The organism is Atribacterota bacterium (assembly GCA_039638595.1).
Classification (GTDB): Bacteria; Atribacterota; Atribacteria; order Atribacterales; family Caldatribacteriaceae; genus Profundicultor; species Profundicultor thermophilus.
Genome location: JBDIWM010000022.1, coordinates 1 through 21,212, shown reverse-complemented (window position 1 = coordinate 21,212; position 21,212 = coordinate 1). Strand labels below are relative to the sequence as shown.

Here is a 21,212-nt window from a genome sequence, read left to right as displayed (position 1 = left end):
GGGGAAGCTTTCTCAAGCCTTAATGCACGGGGCAAGGGTCCTGGCGGTGCAGGGAAACTTTGACCAGGCCCTTCAGGTGGTGCGTTTCATTACTTCCCACTATCCGGTGGCTCTGGTCAACTCGCTGAATCCGCACCGTATTGAGGGACAAAAAACCGCTTCGTTTGAGGTTGTGGAGTGGTTAGGGAAAGTACCCGATTTTCTGGCTCTTCCGGTGGGGAATGCGGGAAACATTACCGCGTACTGGAGAGGTTTTAGGGAACTTTTTGAGCTGAAAAAAACTTCAGTGTTACCGAGAATGCTTGGCTTTCAAGCGGCTGGTGCTTGCCCTTTGGTTCTGGGTAAACCAGTAGAAAACCCCCATACAGTAGCCACGGCCATTCGTATCGGAAACCCTGCCAGCTGGAAAGGTGCCATAGCTGCCAAGGAGGAATCAGGTGGGCTCATCGATGCGGTTGCCGATGAAGAGATTCTGGGAGCACAAGGGATGTTAGCGGAAGAGGAAGGAATTTTTGTCGAACCAGCCTCGGCGGCATCGGTTGCCGGAGTTTTGAAAAAAGCTCAGGAGGGATTCTTCCGGGGGAGCGAGACGGTGGTATGTGTCCTGACTGGTCATGGTCTCAAAGACCCGGATGTGGCTATAAAACAGTGTGAAGGACGGATTGAGGAGGTTGGTGCTTCGGTGGAGGAAGTGGTACGGGTTCTGGGGTTTTAGGGGAAGAGTATGATTTTCGAGGTGAATGTTCCAGCGACGACGGCCAATATCGGTTGTGGGTTTGATGTTCTGGGGATGGCGCTTGATCTTTATTATCGGGTACAGGTGAACGTGAATGAAGACGGCTCTTTCGCCATACTTCATCGGGGAGAAGGGGCAGAAACGATTCCTTTTTCAGAAAACCATCTTCTGTATCGGACTGTGAGAACGGTGTGGGAGAAGTTGCACTTCCCACCGGTTGGGTTTCGGGTTGAAGCATTTAATGACATTCCGGTGGCTCGGGGCCTGGGAAGCAGTGCAGCCTGTATTGTAGCAGGAGTTACTGTAGCCAATTTTATTGCTGGGAGCGTTTTATCTTTAGAGGAAATGATTCGCATAGCCTGTGAAATCGAGGGACATCCTGACAATGTTCTTCCCGCTTTTCTGGGTGGTTTTACCGTGGCCATGCCATACGAGGGGAAAATGTATTATCGTAAGTTTTCCTTTTTCCCCAATGCGGAAATCGTTTTGTGTGTTCCTCAGTATGGATTGAGCACTGCGGCCATGCGCAAACTGCTTCCTGAGACATATCCCCGCCAGCAGGTGGTGTTCAATCTTTCTCATCTGGCCTATCTTCTGGGGAGCCTTTTTGAGGGGGATTTTGACGGTTTTCTCCTGGCGCTTGAAGATTATCTTCATCAACCCTATCGAGGAAAAGCAATCAAAGGATTTTTTGAGGTAAAAGAGTACGTCCAGAGAATGGGCTTAGGAAATGCAGCGATCAGCGGTTCCGGACCAACCGTAGTCCTTTTTTTACGTCGGCCTCTGGCTGAGGAAGAGGTTGGAGAAATTCAGACTCTTTTCCACGCTCAAGGTGGAGGGGAAGTGGTATTGAAAAGGGTTCAATGGGTTGAGAGGGGAGCGGTGGTGAAGCTGTTATGAGCGTCATTGTGCAGAAGTACGGTGGTTCTTCAGTGGCAGATCTGGATAAAATTCATTTTGTGGCGGAGAAGGTGAAAAAATACTGGCAGGCCGGCCATAAATTGGTGGTGGTGGTTTCAGCGATGGGGAAAACCACTGATACCTTGCTTTCTATGGCTCACTCTATTTGTTCTTCTCCACCGGAACGAGAACTGGATATGCTCCTTGCCACAGGCGAACAGGTCTCGGTGGCGCTACTCTGTATGGCACTTTTTGCAAGAGGGGTTCGCGCTATTTCTCTCACTGGTGGACAGGCAGGCATTATCACCACCGGAATGCACACCAAGGCGAAAATTGTCCACATTGAGGTGAGCCGGATCTTAAAGTATCTTGAGGAAGGTCAAGTCGTGGTTGTGGCGGGTTTTCAGGGAAAAACAGCCAATGAGGATATCACCACCTTGGGAAGAGGAGGAAGTGACACTACTGCCTGCGCTTTGGCGGCAGCTTTGGGGGCTGATTTTTGCGAGATTTACACTGACGTGAATGGAGTATATACGGCTGATCCTCGGGTTGTTCCTGAAGCTCGCAAAATCCCCTCCATTTCTTATGATGAGATGTCCGAGATGGCGAACCTGGGAGCCAAAGTTCTTCAACTTCGAGCCGTCGATTTTTCTCAGCGCTACGGTGTGCGCGTTCATGTTCGTTCCACGTTCTGTGAGGATGAAGGAACCTGGGTCGAGGAGGTCGAAGTGATGGAGGATGTGAAAGTAAAGGCGGTAACGCATACCAAAGAAGTGATGAAAGTGGTACTTCTGGGGGTTCCCAACCAACCTGGAGTGGCGGCTTCTATCTTTAAGGTGTTGGCTGATTTTTCAGTTTTTATCGATATGATCATCCAGAGTGAAGGTCGGGGAGTGGAAAAAGATGTGGCCTTTGTGGTTGCCAAAGAGGATGAGGGAAAGGCCCGAAGAGCGGTGGCGCATCTTGGGGAAATGATTTCTTTTCGGGAGGCCAAATTTGACGATTCCATGGGAAAAATATCCATTGTTGGTGCTGGCATTGCCAGTGATCCCAGAATTGCCTATCGGATGTTCAGTGCTCTAGCGCGAACTGGTGCGAATATTGATATGATCAGCACCTCAAATTTGCGGATTTCCTGTCTCATTCCTCGGGACCGGGTGGAAGAGGCGGTCAGGGTTCTGCATGAAGAATTCATTGGAGAAGGAGAGGTGATTTTAAATGGCGAATCATAACGTAGCCATTGTAGGAGTTACTGGAGCCGTTGGTCAGGAGATGCTCAGAATCCTTGAGGAACGGAATTTCCCGGTGAGAGAGCTCAGACCACTGGCTTCAGAGCGTTCTCGGGGAAAGAGGGTCGTTTTTAAGGGGGTTGAAATTCCGGTTGAGGTACTCTCTCGAGAAAGTTTTCGAGGCGTAGATTTGGCCCTTTTCAGTGCCGGAGCTTCCATCAGTCGAGAGTTTGCCCCTCTGGCAGTAGAGTCAGGATGTATTGTGGTGGATAATTCTTCGGCTTTTCGTTACGAAGAGGATGTACCGCTTGTGGTGCCCGAGGTTAATCATCACCGGGTTCGAGATTATAAGAAAAGGGGTATTATTGCGAATCCGAACTGCACCACAATTATCTCCATTGTTCCTTTAAAACCCTTGCACGACTACGGAAAAATCCAGAGGATGGTTGTTTCCAGTTACCAGGCGACCTCTGGAGCGGGAGCCCAGGCTATGCTTGAGCTTGAGGAGCAGGTGAAAAACTATGTTGAGGGGAAAAACCTCACAGCCAAAGCTTTTCCTTATCAGATTGCTTTTAACCTCATTCCCCACATTGATGTGTTTTTGGAAAATGGCTATACCAAGGAAGAGATGAAAATGGTCTGGGAAACTCGCAAAATCATGGAGGCTCCAGAAGTGAGGATTACGGCAACCTGCGTTCGGGTTCCAGTATTTCGAGCGCACTCGGTTTCCATAAACATTGAGACGGAGGAGAAAATTTCTCGCCAAAAGGCTGTTGAATTGCTCTCTCAGGCTCCTGGAGTGAAAGTGCTCGATGACCCAGCAAGCCGGAAATATCCCATGCCCCTTTATGTTGCTGGCCAGGATGAATGTTTTGTGGGTAGGATTCGGGAAGATATTTCCTGTGAGAAAGGTCTCAATCTCTGGGTGGTGGGAGATCAGCTTCGCAAAGGTGCGGCACTCAACGCCATCCAGATTGCTGAACTGCTCCTTCAGGAAGGGTGTTTGTAGTTCATTGCAAAGCGGTGTTTAAAACGGTACAATGAAAAAGAGAGCGAGAGTGGCGGAATGGAAGACGCGCTGGACTTAGGATCCAGTGGGTTAAATCCCATGCGGGTTCAACTCCCGCCTCTCGCACCAGATTATTCAGTGGGTTGATTTCAGAGTGTAATCAAGCCCTTCAAAAGTTTGACACAGGACCTGAGAAAATATAAAATGGGCAGGAGTTGTAATCGATTTTCGCAGAGGTAGTTGGTGTCCAGTTTTGGATAGAGAACTTGTGCATACCTCGATGGTGCCATCGAGGTATATTTTTGCTGTTCAGGAAGGTGGAGTGGACATGGTAGAGGTTAAGAGGGAAGAAAAGGAGAGGCATGTTTATCATCTTGAGATTACAGTGGAAGAAGAACGAGTGAAAGAAGCGTTGAAAGAGGTGTACCGGGATTTTGCCCACCGGGTGAATATCCCTGGGTTCAGAAAGGGTAAAGCGCCTCGCGGGATTCTACAAGCGTATGTGGGGAAAGGAGCCATTCTTGAAGCTTTGGCTCGGGTGCTTATTCCCCAGGTGATGGAGGAGGTTTTGAGAAAGGAAAATATTGATGTGATTGGAGAACCAGAGATAGAAGTTGTTCAGGTTGACGAGGAGAAACCGTTGGTTTTCCGTTTGCAGGTCATGGAAAGCCCAGCTGTGACCCTTCCAGATCCTAAAGAACTGGAAGTTCGTAAATACCGTCTGGAAGTCCGGGAATCAGATGTGGAACGAGAATTGGAACGATTGCGAAATTCTCGTGGTAGCTGGGAGGATAAGGAACCAGAGAGCGAGGCCGTAGTCGGGGATCTGGTAAAATTTACCGTGGAGAGTCGGGATTACACGGTTCTTGCCCATGATACCGAGGATGGAGACACGATTGGAAGAGAAGTTGTAGGGATGAAAGTGGGAGAAAAGAAGAAGGTTTCACTGAAAGATTCTGAAGGACATGATGTTGAAGTTGAATTGCAGGTCACCGGTCTCATGGAAAAGAAGATTCCTGAGCTTGGTGCAGAATTCTTGCAAAGCCTGGGAGAAGAGTTCGATTCGGTGGAAGCCCTGAAAGAAAAAATCCGGGGGAGTCTGGAGCGAGTTGCCTTGGACCTTGCTGAAGAGCGTTTTCAACAGGAAGCACTGGTAGCACTATGCAAAAATTCCGAACTCCACATTCCTGAGCCTCTCGTTGATATTGAAACCAGACACCGAATTGATGCCTTCAAAGAACAGCTAGAAAAAGATGGTTTGACGCTGGAGCGATATCTGGAGTTGACTGGTAACGATTTTGCCAAGGTGGAAAAGGAATTACAAAAACTGGCTCACTGGAATCTCAAGAAGTTTTTTGTCCTGAAAGAGTATGCCAAGAAATATGCAATTGAAGTCACCGAAAAGGATTTAGCGGAAGAAATAGAGCGCCTTGCTCGAGTGTCAGGGAAAACTCCAGAGGCGGTACGGGAGATTCTGGAAAGAAATGATAAAATAGAGGAAGTCAAGGAACGCTTGAGAACTCAGAAGCTCTTGAAAGACCTTGGCGCTCGGGTCAGAGTAAAGGAATTACCCGAAGCCGTGAATTTTGACCAATGGAGAGCGCTGGAGAATCCGGAAGAGGAGATGATCGCATGAGTTATCTTGTTCCAATTGTGGTGGAACAAACTCCTCGTGGAGAGCGGGCATATGATATTTATTCCCGTCTTTTGCAGGATCGAATTGTGTTTTTGGGAACCGAAATTGATGATACGGTGGCGAATCTCATCATTGCCCAGCTCCTATTCCTTGAGGCGATGAACAAGGAGAAAGATATCAACCTCTATATCAACAGTCCCGGTGGTTCGGTTTCAGCGACCCTAGCCATCTATGACACCATTCAGTACATTAAGCCGGATGTAGCCACCATTTGCATTGGTCAGGCAGCCAGTGGCGCGGCGGTGATTCTTGCTGCTGGGACCAGAGGGAAAAGAATGGCTCTACCGAATTCCCGAATTATGATCCATCAGCCTCTGGGTGGGGCTCAGGGACAGGTTTCAGACATTGAAATCCATGCTCGGGAAATGGTGAAGATTCGAGAAAAGTTGAATGTCATTCTCTCGTCCCATACTGGCCAGGCGATCGAAAAGATACGCCGGGATACGGAGAGAGATTTCTTTATGTCATCCGAGGAAGCAAGGGAATATGGTTTGATTGATCGGGTTCTGTACCCCAAAGAAGAAGGCAAAGGAGAATCAAAAGAGGATGCCGAAGTCTGAGGAGGAAAAAGCGAGGTTGCGTTGTTCTTTTTGTGGGAAGAATCAGTCAGAGGTTAAAAAGCTGATCGCTGGTCCAGGTGTCTATATATGTAATGAATGTATTGAACTCTGTAACGAAATTCTGAAAGAAGATGCTCGGAATAAGAAAAAGGATTTCGTTCTGGAAGAACTTCCTTCACCTAAAAAGATCAAAGCGTTTCTGGATCAATATGTGGTCGGTCAGGAAAAAGCCAAGGTTGTCCTCTCGGTGGCTGTTTATAATCACTATAAACGGATTGCTCAGTCCGCTGAAGGGGATGTGGAGATTGAAAAAAGCAACATCCTGCTTCTTGGCCCTACTGGTTCGGGGAAGACGCTTCTGGCTAAAACTCTAGCCAGATTTTTAAATGTTCCCTTTGCCATTGCTGATGCCACTACGTTGACCGAGGCTGGATATGTGGGAGAAGACGTCGAGAACATTCTTCTGCGACTGATTCAGAATGCCAATTTTGACGTGAAGAGGGCTGAGAAAGGAATTGTGTATATCGATGAAATCGACAAAATTGCTCGCAAAAGTGATAGCCCTTCTATTACCCGTGATGTTTCGGGAGAGGGGGTACAACAAGCACTTTTGAAGATTCTGGAAGGAACCATTGCCAATGTACCGCCTCAGGGGGGTAGAAAACATCCCCACCAGGAGTTTATCCAGATCAATACGGAGAATATCCTTTTCATTTGTGGCGGGGCGTTTGTGGGTCTGGAGAAAATTATCGAGAACCGTTTAAAGGACCGCAAAATTGGCTTTGGGGCAGAGGAACAATTTGGCAAAAAGACATCGCTTGATAACCCTCTGCACGAGGTCCAGCCTGAAGATTTACTCAAGTTTGGAATGATACCAGAATTTGTGGGTCGTGTCCCCGTTGTCTGTGCTCTGGATCCGCTCACTGAAAGTGATCTAGTGAGTATTCTTACGAATACCCGAAATAGCCTTGTCAAACAGTACCAGAAGTTATTTGCTATGGAAGGAGTTGAACTCACATTCACTCCTGAGGCGTTGCGACTCATCGCTCGTAAGGCGATTGAAAAGGGTACTGGCGCCCGGGGGTTGCGGACCATCATGGAGCGGATGATGATCGAGTTGATGTTTGAAATTCCTTCGCGCAGGAACATGTTGAAGAGCGTGGTAATCGATGAGCGGGTGGTGGAATGTGGGCGATATTTCCCTGTCCTGGAAGAGGAAGAAAAATTGGCATAAAAGGAGCATTCCATGAAAGAGAAATTGGTACTCTCTCAAGCCTTTGACCCGCGTTTGGTTGAAGAAAAGTGGTACAGCGTTTGGGAAAAGAAGGGGTATTTCGCGCCGGCTCCTTCTGGTCAGCCTTTCTGTATTGTAATTCCTCCTCCGAACGTGACTGGCCATTTGCACATGGGTCATGCTTTGAATCTGACTCTGCAGGATATTGTGATCCGGTTTCGGCGTATGCAGGGATATCGAGCCCTGTGGATACCCGGAACCGATCACGCTGGCATTGCCACCCAAAATGTGGTGGAGAAAGAGCTGACCAAGGAGGGTGTGAGCCGGGAAGGACTGGGAAGAGCAAAATTCCTGGAGAGGGTCTGGGAATGGAAAGATCGGTATCACCGGAGAATCGTAGAGCAGTTAAAAAAGATGGGGGCTTCTTGTGATTGGGCAAGAGAGCGTTTCACCATGGATGAGGGGCTCTCCCAGGCGGTCAGAGAAGTATTTGTCCGCCTGTTTGAAGAGGGCTTAATCTATCAGGATGAGTATATTGTCAACTGGTGTCCTCGTTGTGCAACAGCATTGGCTGACATTGAAGTGGAATACGAAGAGCGTCCCTCGCATCTCTGGTATATTCGGTACCCCTTAAAGGGAGATTCCCATCGTTTCCTGGTTGTGGCAACCACAAGACCTGAGACCATGCTTGGAGATGTGGCTTTGGCGGTGAATCCAAACGATGAGCGTTATAAAAATTTCGTTGGCCAAATGGTCATCCTTCCTCTTATGAATCGAGAAATTCCGATTATTGCTGACGAGTATGTGGATCCTGATTTTGGCACCGGGGTGCTCAAGGTTACTCCTGCTCATGATCCTCACGATTTTGAACTCGGGGAAAAGCATGGGTTGCCCCGGGTCCGGGTTCTTGACGCTCGGGGTGTTATGACTGAGGAAGCTGGACGATTTGCCGGACTTCCTCGAGAGGTAGCTCGCCAGAAGGTGGTGGAGGCACTCCAGGAGGAGGAGTTGCTCGAGAAAATCGAAGATTACACCCATTCGGTTGGTCACTGTTACCGGTGTGGGACCGTTATTGAACCCCTGATTTCGAAGCAATGGTTCGTAAAAATGAAAGGTCTTGCCGAAGGTGCAATCCGAGCGGTTCAGGATGGACGGATAGAATTTGTTCCAGAGCGCTGGTCGAAGGTGTACTTTGAGTGGATGGAGAACATTAAAGACTGGTGTATCTCCCGGCAAATTTGGTGGGGACATCGCATTCCGGTTTTCTATTGCCGAGATTGTGAATATGTTTTCGCTCATCGCCATGATCCGGAAAGCTGCCCCCGCTGTGGAGGGCCAGTTGTCCAGGATGAAGATGTTCTTGATACCTGGTTTAGCTCTGCGTTGTGGCCTTTTTCTACTTTAGGTTGGCCTGAGGATACTGAAGATCTGCAGACTTTTTATCCCACCTCGCTTCTTGTAACTGGGTTTGATATCATCTTTTTCTGGGTGGCACGAATGATCATGATGGGGCTCAAATTCATGAGTGACATTCCCTTTCGCAAAGTGTACATTACTCCTCTGGTGCGGGACGAAAAAGGAAAAAAGATGAGTAAATCTTTGGGGAATACCATTGATCCCTTGGAGGTGGTTGAGCAATACGGTGCCGATGCCTTGCGTTTTGCATTGGCCTGGCTTACGGTTCAGGGGCGGGACATTCATCTTTCTTTGCGTCGAGTGGAAGCAGCGCGCAATTTCATGAATAAATTATGGAATGCATCTCGTTTTGTGTTGATGAATTTGGACGATTTTGAGTTGTTACCCTGGTCTTCTTGGGATGCTTTGGACCTCAAGGACCGCTGGATTCTCTCCCGATTCCACCGAGTGATTAGGGAGACTACCCAGGAGCTTGAAAATCTGAATTTTGGGCAGTATGTTCAGCTCATTTATGATTTTGTATGGGGCGAGTACTGTGACTGGTACCTCGAATGGGCCAAAGAGGACCTCTACCGTGGTGATGAGAAGACACGGCGTAAGACGCAAAATGTTCTGGTTTTTATTTTAAATGGTATTTTGAGAATCTTACACCCTGTGGCACCGTTCATTACCGAGGAAGTCTGGAGTAGTCTTCCAAGGAATGAGGAGGAAAACTTAATCGTCGTTTCCTGGCCTGTCGCGACGGGAGAAAGCGATGAAGAAGCTGAAAAGGCGGTAAAAGTAATCCAGGAAATCGTTCGGGAAATACGGTATCTTCGGGCTGAACTCCGTATTGCTCCGGCAGAGAAATGTCGGGTGCAGCTGAATTTCTCTGCCGGCAATCTTTTGGAGCGCTTGCGTTATGGTGAACGGTATATCGAGCAACTGGCAAAGTGTACCGTCGAAGAAATGGATTTTGAGATTGCAAAACCCCGACATGTGGCTACAGGAAGAATTCCAGGGGTGGATGTCTATCTTTTGGTCGAAGGCTTAGTGGACGTAGAAAGGGAACTGGAAAGGTTAGAAAAGAAGATATTAGGTGTTGACGTGGAAATCGAACGCATAAAGAGTAAACTTGAAAACCAGGATTTCCTCAATCGGGCTCCTCAGGAAGTTGTGGAGAGGGAAAAGGAACGCTGGCAAACACTTCTTGAAGAGAAAAGGAGATTGGAGATTCTGAGGGCGGGGATGCGATGAAGCTTTTTTCCTTTTTATCGCGTCGGGATAAAGTGGAACTCCTGGCCATTTTTTTGGGAGGACTGGTGGTGGTGGTCTTTGCCTTTTTTATGGCTCGAGGAGATCTCGATGCGTACGTGGAGGTTCTCTTGAAAGAGAGCATACCAGAGGAAGGAGGAACTCCTTTTTCTCCTGAAGTGCTTAATGAAGAGGTGGTAGAGGACCAAGAAACTCTTGCGAGTTTTCTGACTTCTCCTTCACCTTTTACCATTCCCCGGGAAGAGCCGCCAACGATACCATTAGCCACTGAGCAACCAACCACTGTCCCATCTCCTTCTTTCCTACCGCAGCCTTCTCCTCGTGCGACTCCCAGAGGAACGTTTTATGTCCAGGTGGGGGCATTCTCCAAGGAGAGCAATGCTCAGGGTATGGTTGCAACACTCAAGGGTCTCGGCTATTCAGGAACCATAGAAAAGGTTTCTTCGCTTTATCGGGTACGGATATATGGTTTTTCCTCTCTGGAGGAGGCGCAAAAAGCGGTGAATCGTTTGAGAGCTCGGGGTATTGAAGCTTTTGTCAGTAAATAAGGAGAGGGCGATGACTCTTAAAGAAGTCAAAGAGATTCTGGGGGCCGAAGTTCTGGTAGGGGAAGCATTTTTGCAACGCGAAATTTGGTATGCTTGTGGGAGTGATTTGCTGAGCGATGTTTTGGCATTTGCCAAGGAACACGCACTTTTGTTAACTGGTTTGACCAATTCTCAGGTCATCCGCACTGCGGAAATGATTGACCTTTTGGGAATTGTCTTTGTCCGAGGAAAGAAGCCGGAACATTCGACCATTGAACTGGCCGCCCTGAAAGGGATACCTCTTCTCACCACTCGTCTTCCCATGTATGAATCTTGTGGGAGGCTGTATCTTAAGGGATTGAGGGGATGTAGCGAATTTGGCTCCAATGCTTGAGGAGCATCCTCTAATCGAAATGGAAAGGGAGATTGTCGGTGGAGACTTTCAGCGGGCTGGTGATGTTTCCAGTGAGCTTAAAAATATCCTACAGCGAGCCGGATTTCCTCCAGCGTTTAATCGCCGGGTGGTCATTGCTTCTTATGAAGCGGAGATGAACGTGGTTATTCATGCGTATCGGGGTGTTTTCAAGGCCAGCGTGTATTCTGACCGGGTACATGTGGAAATTGACGATCAGGGTCCGGGTATTCCGGATCTGGAATTAGCTTTTCAGGAAGGGTATTCTACCGCTCCACCCCACATTCGAGAAATGGGTTTCGGAGCAGGATATGGGTTATCCAATATGAAAAAGTGTTCCGATGTGCTGACGATTGATACCCGGGTTCAGGAAGGAACAAAAGTGGTTATGGATTTTTTCCTCTTTTCAAACTCATGATGAGCTGGTGAAAATCTTTGGCCATTCAGGAAATTTTTCATTCGGTTCGTTTAGATGAGAGTAAATGCAAAGGGTGCACGCACTGTATCAGAAGATGTCCAACCGAAGCCATACGGGTCAAGGGTGGTAAAGCCTGTATCGATGAAAGGCGGTGTATTGATTGTGGTGAATGTATCCGCACCTGTCCCAATTATGCAAAGTATGCGCAAACAGACCCTCTGGAAATCATTAAAAAATTCAAGTATGCTGTGGCTCTGCCTGCCCCTGCTTTTTATGCCCAGTTTAAATTCACCGTTCCTCTGGGAAAAATTCTGGGAGGGTTATTAAAAGTCGGTTTTCACGATGTCTTCGAAGTCGCCAGGGGTGCGGAAATTTTGGCAGAGGAAATCAAAACGTACCTTGAGGGGCGGGATGTTCCCAAACCAGTGATTTCCTCAGCCTGTCCGGCAGTGGTGCGACTTGTGGAGGTCAAATTTCCAGCTTTGATCGAGAACCTTCTTCCTCTTGATTCTCCCTTGGGGGTTGCAGCAAAAATTGCCCGTCTTCAAGCGATGAAGAAGGGGTATAGCGCGGATGAAGTTGGAGTGTTTTTTGTGACGCCTTGTCCGGCAAAGGTCACTGAGGTGAGACAGAGTGGCGATGAATTGGCTCGGATTGATGGAGCCATATCGATGAGCGGGATTTACTCCCGCTTGGTGAACGAACTGGGAGAAGTGGAAGAGGTTCCCCAGGTCCAGATGGCTAGTTTTAAGGGCATTGGTTGGGCGCGATCTGGAGGTGAACAGGAGTCCCTGGGAGAGGGAGAGTACATGGCTGTGGATGGAATCCACTATGTGATTTCGGTCCTGGAGAAAATTGAAGTTGGAGAATTGAAAGAAGTGGTATATTGCGAGGCGCAGGCCTGTGTGGGAGGATGCATTGGGGGAGTTCTTTCCGTGCAAAATCCCTTTGTGGCCAAGGTCAATGTGAATCACCTGTTGAAGAAGTATGGTCGTTTTACGCCGATATCTGAGGAAGAGCTCAAGGTGTGGCGCAGGGCTTCGATTTTTGCTCGAACCAGAGCGTATGAAGCCAAGGAAGTCATGCGTCTTGACCAGGATTTGCACCGTGCTTTGGAAAAGTATCAGGCTATCGAAAAACTGCTGGAAAAATTACCGGGTTTGGACTGTGGTGCTTGTGGTTCGCCAACCTGCCGAGCCCTGGCGGAGGACATTGTTCAGGGAAAGGCAGTCGAGGTGGATTGTCCCTTTCTCCTCCGTAGCCATATGCTGGATCTGGCTATGGAAATTTATAGTCTGGCCAGCCGTGTTCCCCAAACCATGGTAAAAAAAGAAGAGGGGGCAAAAAAAGTTGAAAGTCAGGATTCGTGACATTGTAAAGAATCTTGGAGCCGAGGTACTTGTTGAAGGTGGTATGGAGCATGGAGCGGTGCGTGGGGGGTACTGTGGAGATCTTCTCAGTGATTGTATTGCCAACGCCGAAGAAGGAAGTGTGTGGGTTACCATCCAATCGCATCCTAATGTGGTGGCGGTAGCATCTTTAGTCGGTATTCCCTGCATTGTGGTTACGAATAACCAGGAAGTTCAGGAACAGACTCTGGAGAAAGCCCGGGAACAGGGGATTACCATTTTGAAAACGCCTCTCTCTTCGTTTGAGGCTGTGAGTGTGCTTTCCCAGCTGGGTGTTTCCGGGAAAAGACGACATGCCTGAAGGTGATTTACAAGTTTTTGTGGCGGATCTCCATATTCACAGTGTCCTGTCACCATGTGCCCAGCGAGAAATGCTTCCTCAGTGTATCATCCTTGAAGCTCTGGAGAAAAAAATTGACATGATTGCTCTCTGTGACCATAATGCGTGTGACAATGTGGAGGTAACTGTTGCTCTGGGTAACCGTTTTGGAATATGGGTGATTCCGAGTATCGAAGTGGAAACTCGGGAAGAAGTACACCTCCTCTGCTATTTTCCTACTGTTTTGCAGCTCCAAAACTTCAATCATCTCGTTTCTGCATCGCTTCTTCCCATGCCGTTGCGCGAAGATATATGGGGTGAAGAATGGGTGATTGGTGAAGACGGGCAAGTCTCTGAAAAGAAAGCGCATCTTCTGACCTACCCGACTACTCTTTCGGTGGAGGAGGTCGTTACTTTGGTGCGCACCTTTGGCGGTGTGGTAGTTCCGGCGCATGTGGATCGTAAGCATTACAGCATTGTATCTCAATTGGGTTTTATTCCTCCGGACTTAATGATACCTGCAGTGGAAATTTCGCAAAGAGCGCCGTGGAAGGAGGTAGCCGAACAGCTTGGGCTTCAGCGCTTCCAGGTTTTGTGTTCTTCCGATGCCCACCAGCTTAGCGAAATTGGGCTGGGGAAAACCTATTTTTTGATGTATGCCCTTAACTGGTCGGAATTTATGCTGGCTATGCATGGTGAGGCAGGAAGAAGTATTTTTTTACCCTAATTCTTGATTGTTTCTTCAAAGGCCCCTTTGGAATAAAACATACATTCTATTTTTTTCTCTTCATCCCTATTTTAAGATTTATAGTGGTTGGTTGTGGCATAAAGTGGTTTAAAGGGGAAGGGATACGATGTTTCTTAGCCATTACCGTCACACTGTGGATAAAAAAGGTCGGATTGTCATTCCCAGTGAGTTCCGTGACGCGCTTCGGGAAAGAATCTACCTCACTCCTGGCATTGAATCCTGTGTTTTCATCTATCCTCAAGAGGAGTGGGAAAAACTCTACCGGAAAGTGACTTCTCTTCCTCTTACCCAGAAGGATGCACGTGATTTCATGCGTCTCTTCCTTTCCAGTGCTGCCGCGGTAGAAATTGATCCTCAGGGTCGGGTGATGTTGCCTTTACACCTCCGGAGGTATGCTCAGATCGAAAGCCGAGTGATCCTTTTAGGTGTTGGGAATCGAGTTGAAATATGGGCTGAGGAGAATTGGGATGCCTATTTCCAGAAAATCCAGAGTAGTTTCGAAGCAATTACTCAAAGTATTGTTATGGAAGAGCATCCATATGGTCGTTAGTGTGGTTCACCATCCAGTTATGGTGCAGGAGGTTTGTCGCTGGCTGGTTACGAATCCTTCCGGTATCTATGTTGATGCTACTCTGGGGGGAGGTGGCCATGCTTTGGCGCTTTTATGCCGATTGGAATCGGGAGGGAAATTGATTGGTATAGACCGGGATGACGAAGCCCTCCAGAGAGCGAGAAAAAACTTGAAGGGTTTTTTGGACCGGGTAATGCTGGTGCATAGTCCCTTTTCGAAAATTGGCGAAGTCCTTACCTCACTTCAATTGGAAAAGGTTTCCGGGGTATTGTTCGATCTGGGGATCTCTTCTTTTCATCTCGAGCAGGGGGAGCGAGGATTCAGCTTTGAAAAAGATGGTCCACTGGACATGCGCATGGATACATCACAGAGCTTGGATGCTTCCTGGGTGGTGAATCATTTTTCTGAAAGAGAGCTTGCGGATCTCATCCATCGATATGGGGAAGAGCGCTATGCACGCCGAATTGCTCGATTCATTGTGCAGACAAGAAGAAAACAGCGCATTGAATCCACGCTCCAGTTAGCAAAGATTGTGGAAACGGTGGTGCCCCGTCGAGAGAAGATTCATCCGGCGACCCGGACCTTTTTGGCTCTTCGTATCTTCGTGAATCGGGAACTCGAAGAGCTTTCTCTTGCTCTTTCTCAGATACCTCAGATTCTTGAAGAAAGAGGGCGCGTGGTCGTGTTGAGTTACCACTCTTTGGAGGATCGAATTGTGAAGCAGTTTCTTCGGGATTGTCCTGCGCTTTTGGTCTGTACCAAAAGACCTCTGCGGCCATCACAGGAAGAGATAGCGAGAAACCCTCGAGCGCGGAGCGCTCGTCTGAGGATAGCTGAGAAAATCCAAATGGGGGAGTATCGATGAACAGAGTAAGGAATTGGTGTATTGCTGGGTTGTTACTTTGTTTTTTTGGGGCTCTCTTTCATTTAAGTTTGCAGGCTATACTTTTGGAAAAAGGGTTTCTTGCTGAATCAAAACGAGACGTTCTGGAGAGCTTAGTAGCAGAAAAAACAAAACTCGAGACCGAAATTGCCCAATTATCATCTTTGGAACGGATTAAGGCTCTTGCGGAGAATCGCCTGGGTATGGTTCCGCCCACACAGATTGTTTACATGGTTGCGGGGGGTAAGCTCAGCGAAGGCGAAACACAGCTGGCCTTAAATGAGGAAAAGCGGGGTAAGGGGAAGGCTCAATGATTTCCAGAAAATTTGTCCAGCGGACAAATTTTCTGACTGGTTTTCTTTTGTTACTCCTTCTTGTTGTAGTTTGGAGATTGGTGTCGATTCAGATATTTCAGGCAAAGCGATACCAGGAGTTGTTGGTACCGCGTTTTGCTTTGAACGAAGTACCTCCTCCACGGGGTTCGATTCTGGATCGCAATGGCGAAGTTTTGGCAAAAGACGTGGAAGCCATATCGATTTTTGCCTGCCCAGTGCGCGTGAAAAACCCCCAAGAAATTGCTCAAGAGTTTTCACAGATGCTTTCTTTAAACGAAGAGGAGTTGAGGAAGGCCCTGTCTTCTAACATGACCTGGTTCGAAATCAAACGAAAGGTTCCTCTCTATTTAGGAGAATTTTTGTTTCGGCAGAAATGGGAGGGAATTTACTGGGAAAACGATACCATGCGTTTTTATCCTAAGGCGCCCTTACTCAGTAACCTCCTGGGTTTTGTGGGTTCCGAGGGACGAGGTTTAGAGGGGATTGAGTTCGTATTTGACTCGTATCTTCGGGGAGATAAGGGGTACAGTGCATTCGAGAAGGATGCTCTGGGTGGAGAAATTCCTTTGAGTGTGAAGTATAGTCCACCTCGTCCCGGTTATGACCTTGTTTTAACCATTGATGCCAATATCCAGTTTTTCGTGGAAAAGGCTCTGGATGGAGTGATGGAGAGAACCAAAGCCCAAAGAGGGGTAATCATCGTCAACGATCCCCGTAGTGGTGACATTCTGGCCATGGCTTCTCGCCCTTCCTACGATAACCGTTATTTTTGGCAGCACGAATCTTCCTGTTTTCGAAATCTGGCTTTCCAGATGGTTTTTGAACCTGGTTCGACCATAAAACCTCTAGTGATGGCTGGAGCCCTGGAGGAAAAGGTGGTCAGTCTGCGTGACCGGTTTTTCTGCCCTGGTTGGATTCAGGTCCATACACACCGGGTTCGGGATATCAAGGCTCACGGAGAGGAATCCCTTGAGGATGTGATCATCAATTCCTGCAATGTGGGCATCATCGAAGTTGCCAGAAAGCTTACCGCAGAAAAACTCTATGTGTATCTCAGAAATTTCGGTTTGGGAGGGGAAAGTGGGATTGAAATGCCTGGAGAGGAGATGGGTCTTTTGAGATCGCCAAAGGAATGGTCTCTCCTCTCTATCGGTGCGATTCCCATTGGACAGGAGATGATGATTACTCCTCTCCAGTTATTGAAGGCGCTATCAGCGCTAGCAAACAAAGGGGTGGTAATGAAACCGAGACTGGTGTCGAAAATTGTTGGTGCTGGGGATAAGGTGGTGAAGGAATTTCCTGTAGCATCACTGAAACGAGTTGTTTCGGAAAAAACTGCGTCGGTGGTGCTGGAAATGATGGAAAAAACGGTAGAACGGGGAACTGGTAAAAAGGCATTTATAGAGGGCTACAGGATTGCTGGAAAAACTGGTACCGGGCAAAAGGTTGATGCCAGTGGTCGTTATGCACTGGGAAAATTTTACTCGTCTTTTGTAGGGTTTTTACCGCTTCCAGAACCGCGCTTTGGAATTCTCATTATGTTAGATGAACCTCAAGGAGAGTACTATGGTGGTGATATTGCCGCGCCTGTATTCAGAGAAATTGCTCTCAACATTATCGATTATGCTGGTATAATATCGAAGAATGCTGAGGTGAAAGTATTTTGAAAATAAAAGATGTTGCGTCGGTTCTTCCATATATTGAGGCGCATATTGATGATGAAGCACTTGAGATTAATGGTATTGCTTTTAATTCAAAGCAGGTACTCCCAGGATATGTATTTTTTGCTCTTTGTGGATCGAATACCGACGGTCACCTGTACATTGAGGAAGTGCTCAAAAATGGAGCGGTGCTGGTGGTTGGAGAGCAGAGAGAGCCCCTTCAGAAACTTTCCGGGCGCGTTTCCTGGATCCTGGTGAAAGATGGAAGAAGGGCTTTGGCCTTGGTTTCCAATCTTTTCTATCAAGATCCATCACGATATCTTCGGATCATGGGTATTACCGGGACGAATGGAAAAACCACGACCTGTTTCTTGACCAGGAGTATCTGGGAAAAAAGTGGCCGCCCCTGTGGTCTTTTAACCACGGTTTGGAATCTGGTAGGACCCTGGGAATTTGAGTCCATCAATACCACTGAGGAGTCTCTGCGAATTTTCCGTTATCTTCATATGATGTGCCGTGCTGGCATTCAGGATGTGGTGATGGAGGTCTCTTCGCATGGGCTTTCGATTGGCCGGGTTGAGGGAATACGGTTTGATGCTGCCCTGGTGACAAATCTTATCCCTGAACATCTGGAATTTCATCAGACTTTTGAGCATTATTTTGCAAGCAAGCGGAAGCTTTTTGAAAAGGTTGCGGAAAATCTCACCAAGGAATATCCGCGAGTGGCGATTGCCAATGGGGATGATAAGGAATGTGTGAGAATGGTTCGGAATATGGGGATTCCTTATCTTACGTATGGGTTGGAGAAGACTGCTGATATCTGGGCGAGCAAGGTCGATTTTTCTTTAAGACGTTCTCGGTTCCATGTATATACTCCCTGGGGATCCGTGGTTGCAGAAATAAATTTCGCTGGTCAACACAACGTGTACAACGCTCTGGGGGCGATTGCCCTAGCGCTTTCCCAGGGTATTGATCGGGAATCCATTCAGGAGGGGCTACGAGCCTGCAGGCGGGTCCCGGGAAGGTGGGAATTCGTTGATGCGGGGCAAGATTTTGCGGTAATTGTTGATTTTGCTCATAACTGGCATGGTCTTGCTCATGCGCTTTCTACAATTCGGGAGTTTACTTGGGGGAAGATTATTACCGTTTTTGGGTGTGGAGGAGAAAGGGACCGAAAGAAACGGCCGCTCATGGGGGAAACCGTAGCGCGATACAGTGATTGGTGCCTGATTACCACCGACAACCCGCGCGGAGAGGATCCGGGTCAGACTGCTTACGATGCTCTGGAGGGTGTGAAACGGGTGGTACAGGAGAAGGAGGTTCGGTATGAAGTGATTCTGGATCGGGTGGAAGCAATTCGAAAAGCCATTGCCATAGCAAAAAAAGGAGACGTCGTTTTTCTGGCTGGTAAGGGTCCAGAACGCTTTCAGGTTTATAACGGAATGATTGTTCCTCACAGCGATTACTGGGTTGCCAAACGTTTGCTTGAGGAAAGGTCGCGATGAAATTCACTCGAGAAGAGATTCAGAGGATTACTGGTGCTCGCCTTATCCAGGAGGGTCGATACCCGGTTTTTGACGGTCTTGCCATCGATAGTCGTTCCTGTAAAAAAGGGGATCTTTTCGTCGCTTTAAAGGGTGAAAGAACGGATGGGCATTTTTTTGTCTCCAGTGCCTTTGATAAGGGAGTTTCTGGAGCATTAGTGCGCGAGATTCCGACTTCTGTACTGGGAAGAGACAGGGCTCTTTTTCAGGTTGATGACACCCTGAAGGCCTTAAGATGTATCGGTCGGGAAGCTTCAGAGCGATTTAGAGGAGCCAAGATTGCTATCACTGGTACCGCTGGAAAAACCACTTGCAAACACATGCTCCAGGATTTACTTCGAAAACGTTTTTCGGTCGAGATCACACCGCAGAGCTTCAATACGGTGATTGGGGTATCCTGTGCTTTAGCCAATTTCCAGCAGGAAAGCCAGATTGGTGTGATCGAAGCGGGGATTAACAAAGTTGGGGAAATGGAGGAACTTGCCACCATCATTGCTCCGGACATTGTTATTTTCACTGCCTTTGGTGAGGGACACCTGGAGGGCCTGGAAAGTGTGGAAAAAGTAGTAAAAGAAAAAAGCAAACTCATTGTTTCTCGAACCTATCAGGTTTATCTCAACGGTGATTCTCCTTTTGCCCCTACCCTCATTGAGGGCTTGAGGAAAATGGGGAAAAAGGTGATTTCATTTGGGGTTCGCAGGGAGAATCAACTATTTTTTTCCCATTTCATGTTTCAATGGCCTCGTCTCCGGGTTGCTTTCTCAGTACAGTACGGGAATCAGGTGTTCGACTTCCAGGCTCCGATTCTTTTTGAAGAAGTGCTGGTTTCGCTTTTGCCTGCGTTCCATATGGCTCTTGAATGGGGAATACCACCGGAAGAAATTGCCGAGGTATTGTGGGACTGGAAACCGCTTCCAGGAAGGGGGAATCACTTTCATTGTGGTGGTGGGGTAGTGATTGATGACACCTATAATGCCAATCCGCTTTCGTATCGGAAGGCTTTGAGATTGTTGAAGCGTTTATCCCAACAGGGTTTAGAAACCTGGCTTGTGGCTGGAGACATGCTGGAACTGGGTTCCTTTTCTTCTGAAGCTCATCGGACCATCCTGGAAGAGGCCTTGGCACCGCCTCCTCTTTCTGGAATCATTCTTTTTGGTTCCCATTTCCAGGAAATTGCAGAACAAAAATTTCAAAAGGCATTGCAGGACGGTATCATCCAACTCTTCCCTGCGCATCAGGAGATTCAGGATTTCCTTGAGAAGCATTTTCGTTTCCGTGATAATTGGGTAGTCCTTTTTAAGGGATCAAGAGGTATGACCATGGAAAAATCCATACCCGAGGAGTGGCAAACACATCATGGTTGAGTGGGTTTATCTGACATGGCCAGTGCTCGCCTCTTTCTTAATGGGAGTTTTCCTTTTTCCCCTCTTCATTCGGTGGCAAAGATTGTGGGGATTGGGGCAAAAGATCAAAAAAGAAGGACCAAACCTTCATCTCCATAAAGAAGATACCCCGACCATGGGTGGGGTGGTGATTGTTATTGCCATGTTGATCGGACTTTTGGTGGGTGGCCGTTTTGGTGAAAGAGCGCGAATTCTTTTTCTGCTTCTTCTTCCTTTCTTTTTCGTCGGTTTTTGGGATGATCTCTTTAAAAGTTTTTTAAAAAAACCCTGGGGAATCAAGGCTCGGCAGAAATTCCTTTTTCAGCTTTTGGGAGGGATGGTGATTCTTTTCTGGGGTGCACGGTTGTTCCCTCATCAGATAGTGTTTCCCTTTTCCCACAGGGTGGTGGAGCTTGGACCAGTACCATTTTTTCTGTATGGCCTTTTGGTGATTGTTGCTTCCACCAATGCCTTCAACATTGTTGATGGGCTTGATGGCTTAGCTGGGGGCTGTGGGGTTTTGAGTTTTGTTTTTTTTGTATTTTTGTTGCTTCAAAGTGGTCAGGTGGAGCTTGCGGTTTTTCCTGGGGCTACAGTCGGGGCTTTGCTCTCTTTTCTATGGTTTAATTTTTGGCCCGCTCGCATCTTTATGGGTGATTCTGGTTCCCTGCCACTTGGGGCCTTGATGGGGATTGTGTCTCTTATATCTGGACATTCACTCTTTCTTTTGTTTGCGGGGGTTGTCTTTGTCATCGACACACTGTCGGTGGTTTTGCAGGTTGCCTCCTTTAGGTTTTTTAAAAGGCGTATTTTCCTTATGAGTCCTCTGCATCATCACTTTGAGCTCAAGGGAATGAAAGAGAGTCAGATTACGGTTCGCTTCTGGATTGTGCAATTTTTAGGAGTCCTCTTGGCTTTTTGGGGAATGGGTGGATGAAGGGATGTCTTTTCTGGTTTTAGGTTTGGGCA

21 protein-coding genes and 1 tRNA gene are annotated in these 21,212 nt (G+C 47.8%); all 22 read left to right on the top strand.

What is annotated here, in order from left to right; all coding sequences use genetic code 11:
• Nucleotides 1-715, top strand: a 715-nt coding sequence (gene thrC, locus ABDK92_06540) for a threonine synthase (GenBank protein ID MEN3186280.1), incomplete at its 5' end; no start/stop codon positions are given.
• 9 nt (nucleotides 716-724) lie between these two features.
• The gene (thrB, locus tag ABDK92_06535; GenBank protein MEN3186279.1) at nucleotides 725-1,636 is read left to right on the top strand and encodes a homoserine kinase; all 912 of its coding nucleotides are present in this window, start codon (nucleotides 725-727) and stop codon (nucleotides 1,634-1,636) included.
• Complete coding sequence (locus ABDK92_06530; protein ID MEN3186278.1) at nucleotides 1,633-2,868, top strand: aspartate kinase; 1,236 nt, start codon at nucleotides 1,633-1,635, stop codon at nucleotides 2,866-2,868. The genes thrB and ABDK92_06530 overlap by 4 nt, the downstream gene beginning before the upstream one ends.
• The gene (locus ABDK92_06525) at nucleotides 2,855-3,874 is read left to right on the top strand and encodes an aspartate-semialdehyde dehydrogenase (GenBank protein MEN3186277.1); all 1,020 of its coding nucleotides are present in this window, start codon (nucleotides 2,855-2,857) and stop codon (nucleotides 3,872-3,874) included. Before ABDK92_06530 ends, ABDK92_06525 begins: the two co-directional genes overlap by 14 nt.
• Nucleotides 3,875-3,917: 43 nt before the next feature.
• Nucleotides 3,918-4,003: transfer RNA gene (locus tag ABDK92_06520), tRNA-Leu, on the top strand.
• Nucleotides 4,004-4,202: 199 nt separating this feature from the next.
• Nucleotides 4,203-5,510, top strand: coding sequence for a trigger factor (tig, locus tag ABDK92_06515; protein MEN3186276.1), 1,308 nt, complete (start codon nucleotides 4,203-4,205; stop codon nucleotides 5,508-5,510).
• Entirely contained in the window at nucleotides 5,507-6,130 is a 624-nt protein-coding gene (gene clpP / locus ABDK92_06510; GenBank protein MEN3186275.1) for an ATP-dependent Clp endopeptidase proteolytic subunit ClpP, read from the top strand. Before tig ends, clpP begins: the two co-directional genes overlap by 4 nt.
• On the top strand, nucleotides 6,117-7,364 hold the full coding sequence (gene clpX / locus ABDK92_06505) for an ATP-dependent Clp protease ATP-binding subunit ClpX (GenBank protein ID MEN3186274.1): 1,248 nt from the start codon (nucleotides 6,117-6,119) through the stop codon (nucleotides 7,362-7,364). The genes clpP and clpX overlap by 14 nt, the downstream gene beginning before the upstream one ends.
• 12 nt (nucleotides 7,365-7,376) lie before the next feature.
• Nucleotides 7,377-10,016, top strand: a complete 2,640-nt coding sequence (locus ABDK92_06500) for a valine--tRNA ligase (protein MEN3186273.1) — start codon at nucleotides 7,377-7,379, stop codon at nucleotides 10,014-10,016.
• A complete protein-coding gene (locus tag ABDK92_06495; GenBank protein MEN3186272.1) occupies nucleotides 10,013-10,582 on the top strand; it encodes an SPOR domain-containing protein in 570 nt (189 codons plus the stop codon). The genes ABDK92_06500 and ABDK92_06495 overlap by 4 nt, the downstream gene beginning before the upstream one ends.
• 10 nt (nucleotides 10,583-10,592) lie before the next feature.
• Nucleotides 10,593-10,955, top strand: a complete 363-nt coding sequence (locus ABDK92_06490; protein MEN3186271.1) for a DRTGG domain-containing protein — start codon at nucleotides 10,593-10,595, stop codon at nucleotides 10,953-10,955.
• Nucleotides 10,948-11,391, top strand: coding sequence for an ATP-binding protein (locus tag ABDK92_06485; GenBank protein ID MEN3186270.1), 444 nt, complete (start codon nucleotides 10,948-10,950; stop codon nucleotides 11,389-11,391). Before ABDK92_06490 ends, ABDK92_06485 begins: the two co-directional genes overlap by 8 nt.
• Nucleotides 11,392-11,408: 17 nt before the next feature.
• The gene (locus tag ABDK92_06480) at nucleotides 11,409-12,761 is read left to right on the top strand and encodes a [Fe-Fe] hydrogenase large subunit C-terminal domain-containing protein (protein MEN3186269.1); all 1,353 of its coding nucleotides are present in this window, start codon (nucleotides 11,409-11,411) and stop codon (nucleotides 12,759-12,761) included.
• Nucleotides 12,742-13,101, top strand: coding sequence for a DRTGG domain-containing protein (locus ABDK92_06475; GenBank protein ID MEN3186268.1), 360 nt, complete (start codon nucleotides 12,742-12,744; stop codon nucleotides 13,099-13,101). Before ABDK92_06480 ends, ABDK92_06475 begins: the two co-directional genes overlap by 20 nt.
• Nucleotides 13,094-13,846: a PHP domain-containing protein gene (locus tag ABDK92_06470; protein ID MEN3186267.1), complete on the top strand. Its 753-nt coding sequence runs from the start codon at nucleotides 13,094-13,096 to the stop codon at nucleotides 13,844-13,846. Before ABDK92_06475 ends, ABDK92_06470 begins: the two co-directional genes overlap by 8 nt.
• A gap of 127 nt (nucleotides 13,847-13,973) precedes the next feature.
• On the top strand, nucleotides 13,974-14,417 hold the full coding sequence (mraZ, locus tag ABDK92_06465) for a division/cell wall cluster transcriptional repressor MraZ (GenBank protein MEN3186266.1): 444 nt from the start codon (nucleotides 13,974-13,976) through the stop codon (nucleotides 14,415-14,417).
• Nucleotides 14,407-15,303, top strand: coding sequence for a 16S rRNA (cytosine(1402)-N(4))-methyltransferase RsmH (gene rsmH / locus ABDK92_06460; GenBank protein ID MEN3186265.1), 897 nt, complete (start codon nucleotides 14,407-14,409; stop codon nucleotides 15,301-15,303). The genes mraZ and rsmH overlap by 11 nt, the downstream gene beginning before the upstream one ends.
• The gene (locus tag ABDK92_06455) at nucleotides 15,300-15,635 is read left to right on the top strand and encodes a hypothetical protein (GenBank protein MEN3186264.1); all 336 of its coding nucleotides are present in this window, start codon (nucleotides 15,300-15,302) and stop codon (nucleotides 15,633-15,635) included. The genes rsmH and ABDK92_06455 overlap by 4 nt, the downstream gene beginning before the upstream one ends.
• The gene (locus ABDK92_06450) at nucleotides 15,632-17,323 is read left to right on the top strand and encodes a penicillin-binding protein 2 (protein ID MEN3186263.1); all 1,692 of its coding nucleotides are present in this window, start codon (nucleotides 15,632-15,634) and stop codon (nucleotides 17,321-17,323) included. The genes ABDK92_06455 and ABDK92_06450 overlap by 4 nt, the downstream gene beginning before the upstream one ends.
• Complete coding sequence (locus ABDK92_06445) at nucleotides 17,320-18,822, top strand: UDP-N-acetylmuramoyl-L-alanyl-D-glutamate--2,6-diaminopimelate ligase (GenBank protein ID MEN3186262.1); 1,503 nt, start codon at nucleotides 17,320-17,322, stop codon at nucleotides 18,820-18,822. Before ABDK92_06450 ends, ABDK92_06445 begins: the two co-directional genes overlap by 4 nt.
• Nucleotides 18,819-20,225: a UDP-N-acetylmuramoyl-tripeptide--D-alanyl-D-alanine ligase gene (gene murF / locus ABDK92_06440; GenBank protein MEN3186261.1), complete on the top strand. Its 1,407-nt coding sequence runs from the start codon at nucleotides 18,819-18,821 to the stop codon at nucleotides 20,223-20,225. Before ABDK92_06445 ends, murF begins: the two co-directional genes overlap by 4 nt.
• Nucleotides 20,218-21,180 (top strand): phospho-N-acetylmuramoyl-pentapeptide-transferase, encoded by a 963-nt coding sequence (mraY, locus tag ABDK92_06435; GenBank protein MEN3186260.1) that lies wholly within the window; start codon nucleotides 20,218-20,220, stop codon nucleotides 21,178-21,180. Before murF ends, mraY begins: the two co-directional genes overlap by 8 nt.
• The last annotated feature ends 32 nt before the right edge of the window (nucleotides 21,181-21,212 follow it).

Coding starts and splice junctions, on each gene's coding strand:
- tig (MEN3186276.1), top strand. CDS start 4,203: ATGGTAGAGGTTAAGAGGGAAGAAAAGGAGAGGCATGTTTATCATCTT.
- ABDK92_06490 (MEN3186271.1), top strand. CDS start 10,593: ATGACTCTTAAAGAAGTCAAAGAGATTCTGGGGGCCGAAGTTCTGGTA.
- ABDK92_06495 (MEN3186272.1), top strand. CDS start 10,013: ATGAAGCTTTTTTCCTTTTTATCGCGTCGGGATAAAGTGGAACTCCTG.
- ABDK92_06455 (MEN3186264.1), top strand. CDS start 15,300: ATGAACAGAGTAAGGAATTGGTGTATTGCTGGGTTGTTACTTTGTTTT.
- ABDK92_06530 (MEN3186278.1), top strand. CDS start 1,633: ATGAGCGTCATTGTGCAGAAGTACGGTGGTTCTTCAGTGGCAGATCTG.
- mraZ (MEN3186266.1), top strand. CDS start 13,974: ATGTTTCTTAGCCATTACCGTCACACTGTGGATAAAAAAGGTCGGATT.
- mraY (MEN3186260.1), top strand. CDS start 20,218: ATGGTTGAGTGGGTTTATCTGACATGGCCAGTGCTCGCCTCTTTCTTA.
- ABDK92_06525 (MEN3186277.1), top strand. CDS start 2,855: ATGGCGAATCATAACGTAGCCATTGTAGGAGTTACTGGAGCCGTTGGT.
- ABDK92_06485 (MEN3186270.1), top strand. CDS start 10,948: ATGCTTGAGGAGCATCCTCTAATCGAAATGGAAAGGGAGATTGTCGGT.
- ABDK92_06450 (MEN3186263.1), top strand. CDS start 15,632: ATGATTTCCAGAAAATTTGTCCAGCGGACAAATTTTCTGACTGGTTTT.
- clpX (MEN3186274.1), top strand. CDS start 6,117: ATGCCGAAGTCTGAGGAGGAAAAAGCGAGGTTGCGTTGTTCTTTTTGT.
- rsmH (MEN3186265.1), top strand. CDS start 14,407: ATGGTCGTTAGTGTGGTTCACCATCCAGTTATGGTGCAGGAGGTTTGT.
- murF (MEN3186261.1), top strand. CDS start 18,819: ATGAAATTCACTCGAGAAGAGATTCAGAGGATTACTGGTGCTCGCCTT.
- ABDK92_06500 (MEN3186273.1), top strand. CDS start 7,377: ATGAAAGAGAAATTGGTACTCTCTCAAGCCTTTGACCCGCGTTTGGTT.
- thrB (MEN3186279.1), top strand. CDS start 725: ATGATTTTCGAGGTGAATGTTCCAGCGACGACGGCCAATATCGGTTGT.
- ABDK92_06470 (MEN3186267.1), top strand. CDS start 13,094: ATGCCTGAAGGTGATTTACAAGTTTTTGTGGCGGATCTCCATATTCAC.
- clpP (MEN3186275.1), top strand. CDS start 5,507: ATGAGTTATCTTGTTCCAATTGTGGTGGAACAAACTCCTCGTGGAGAG.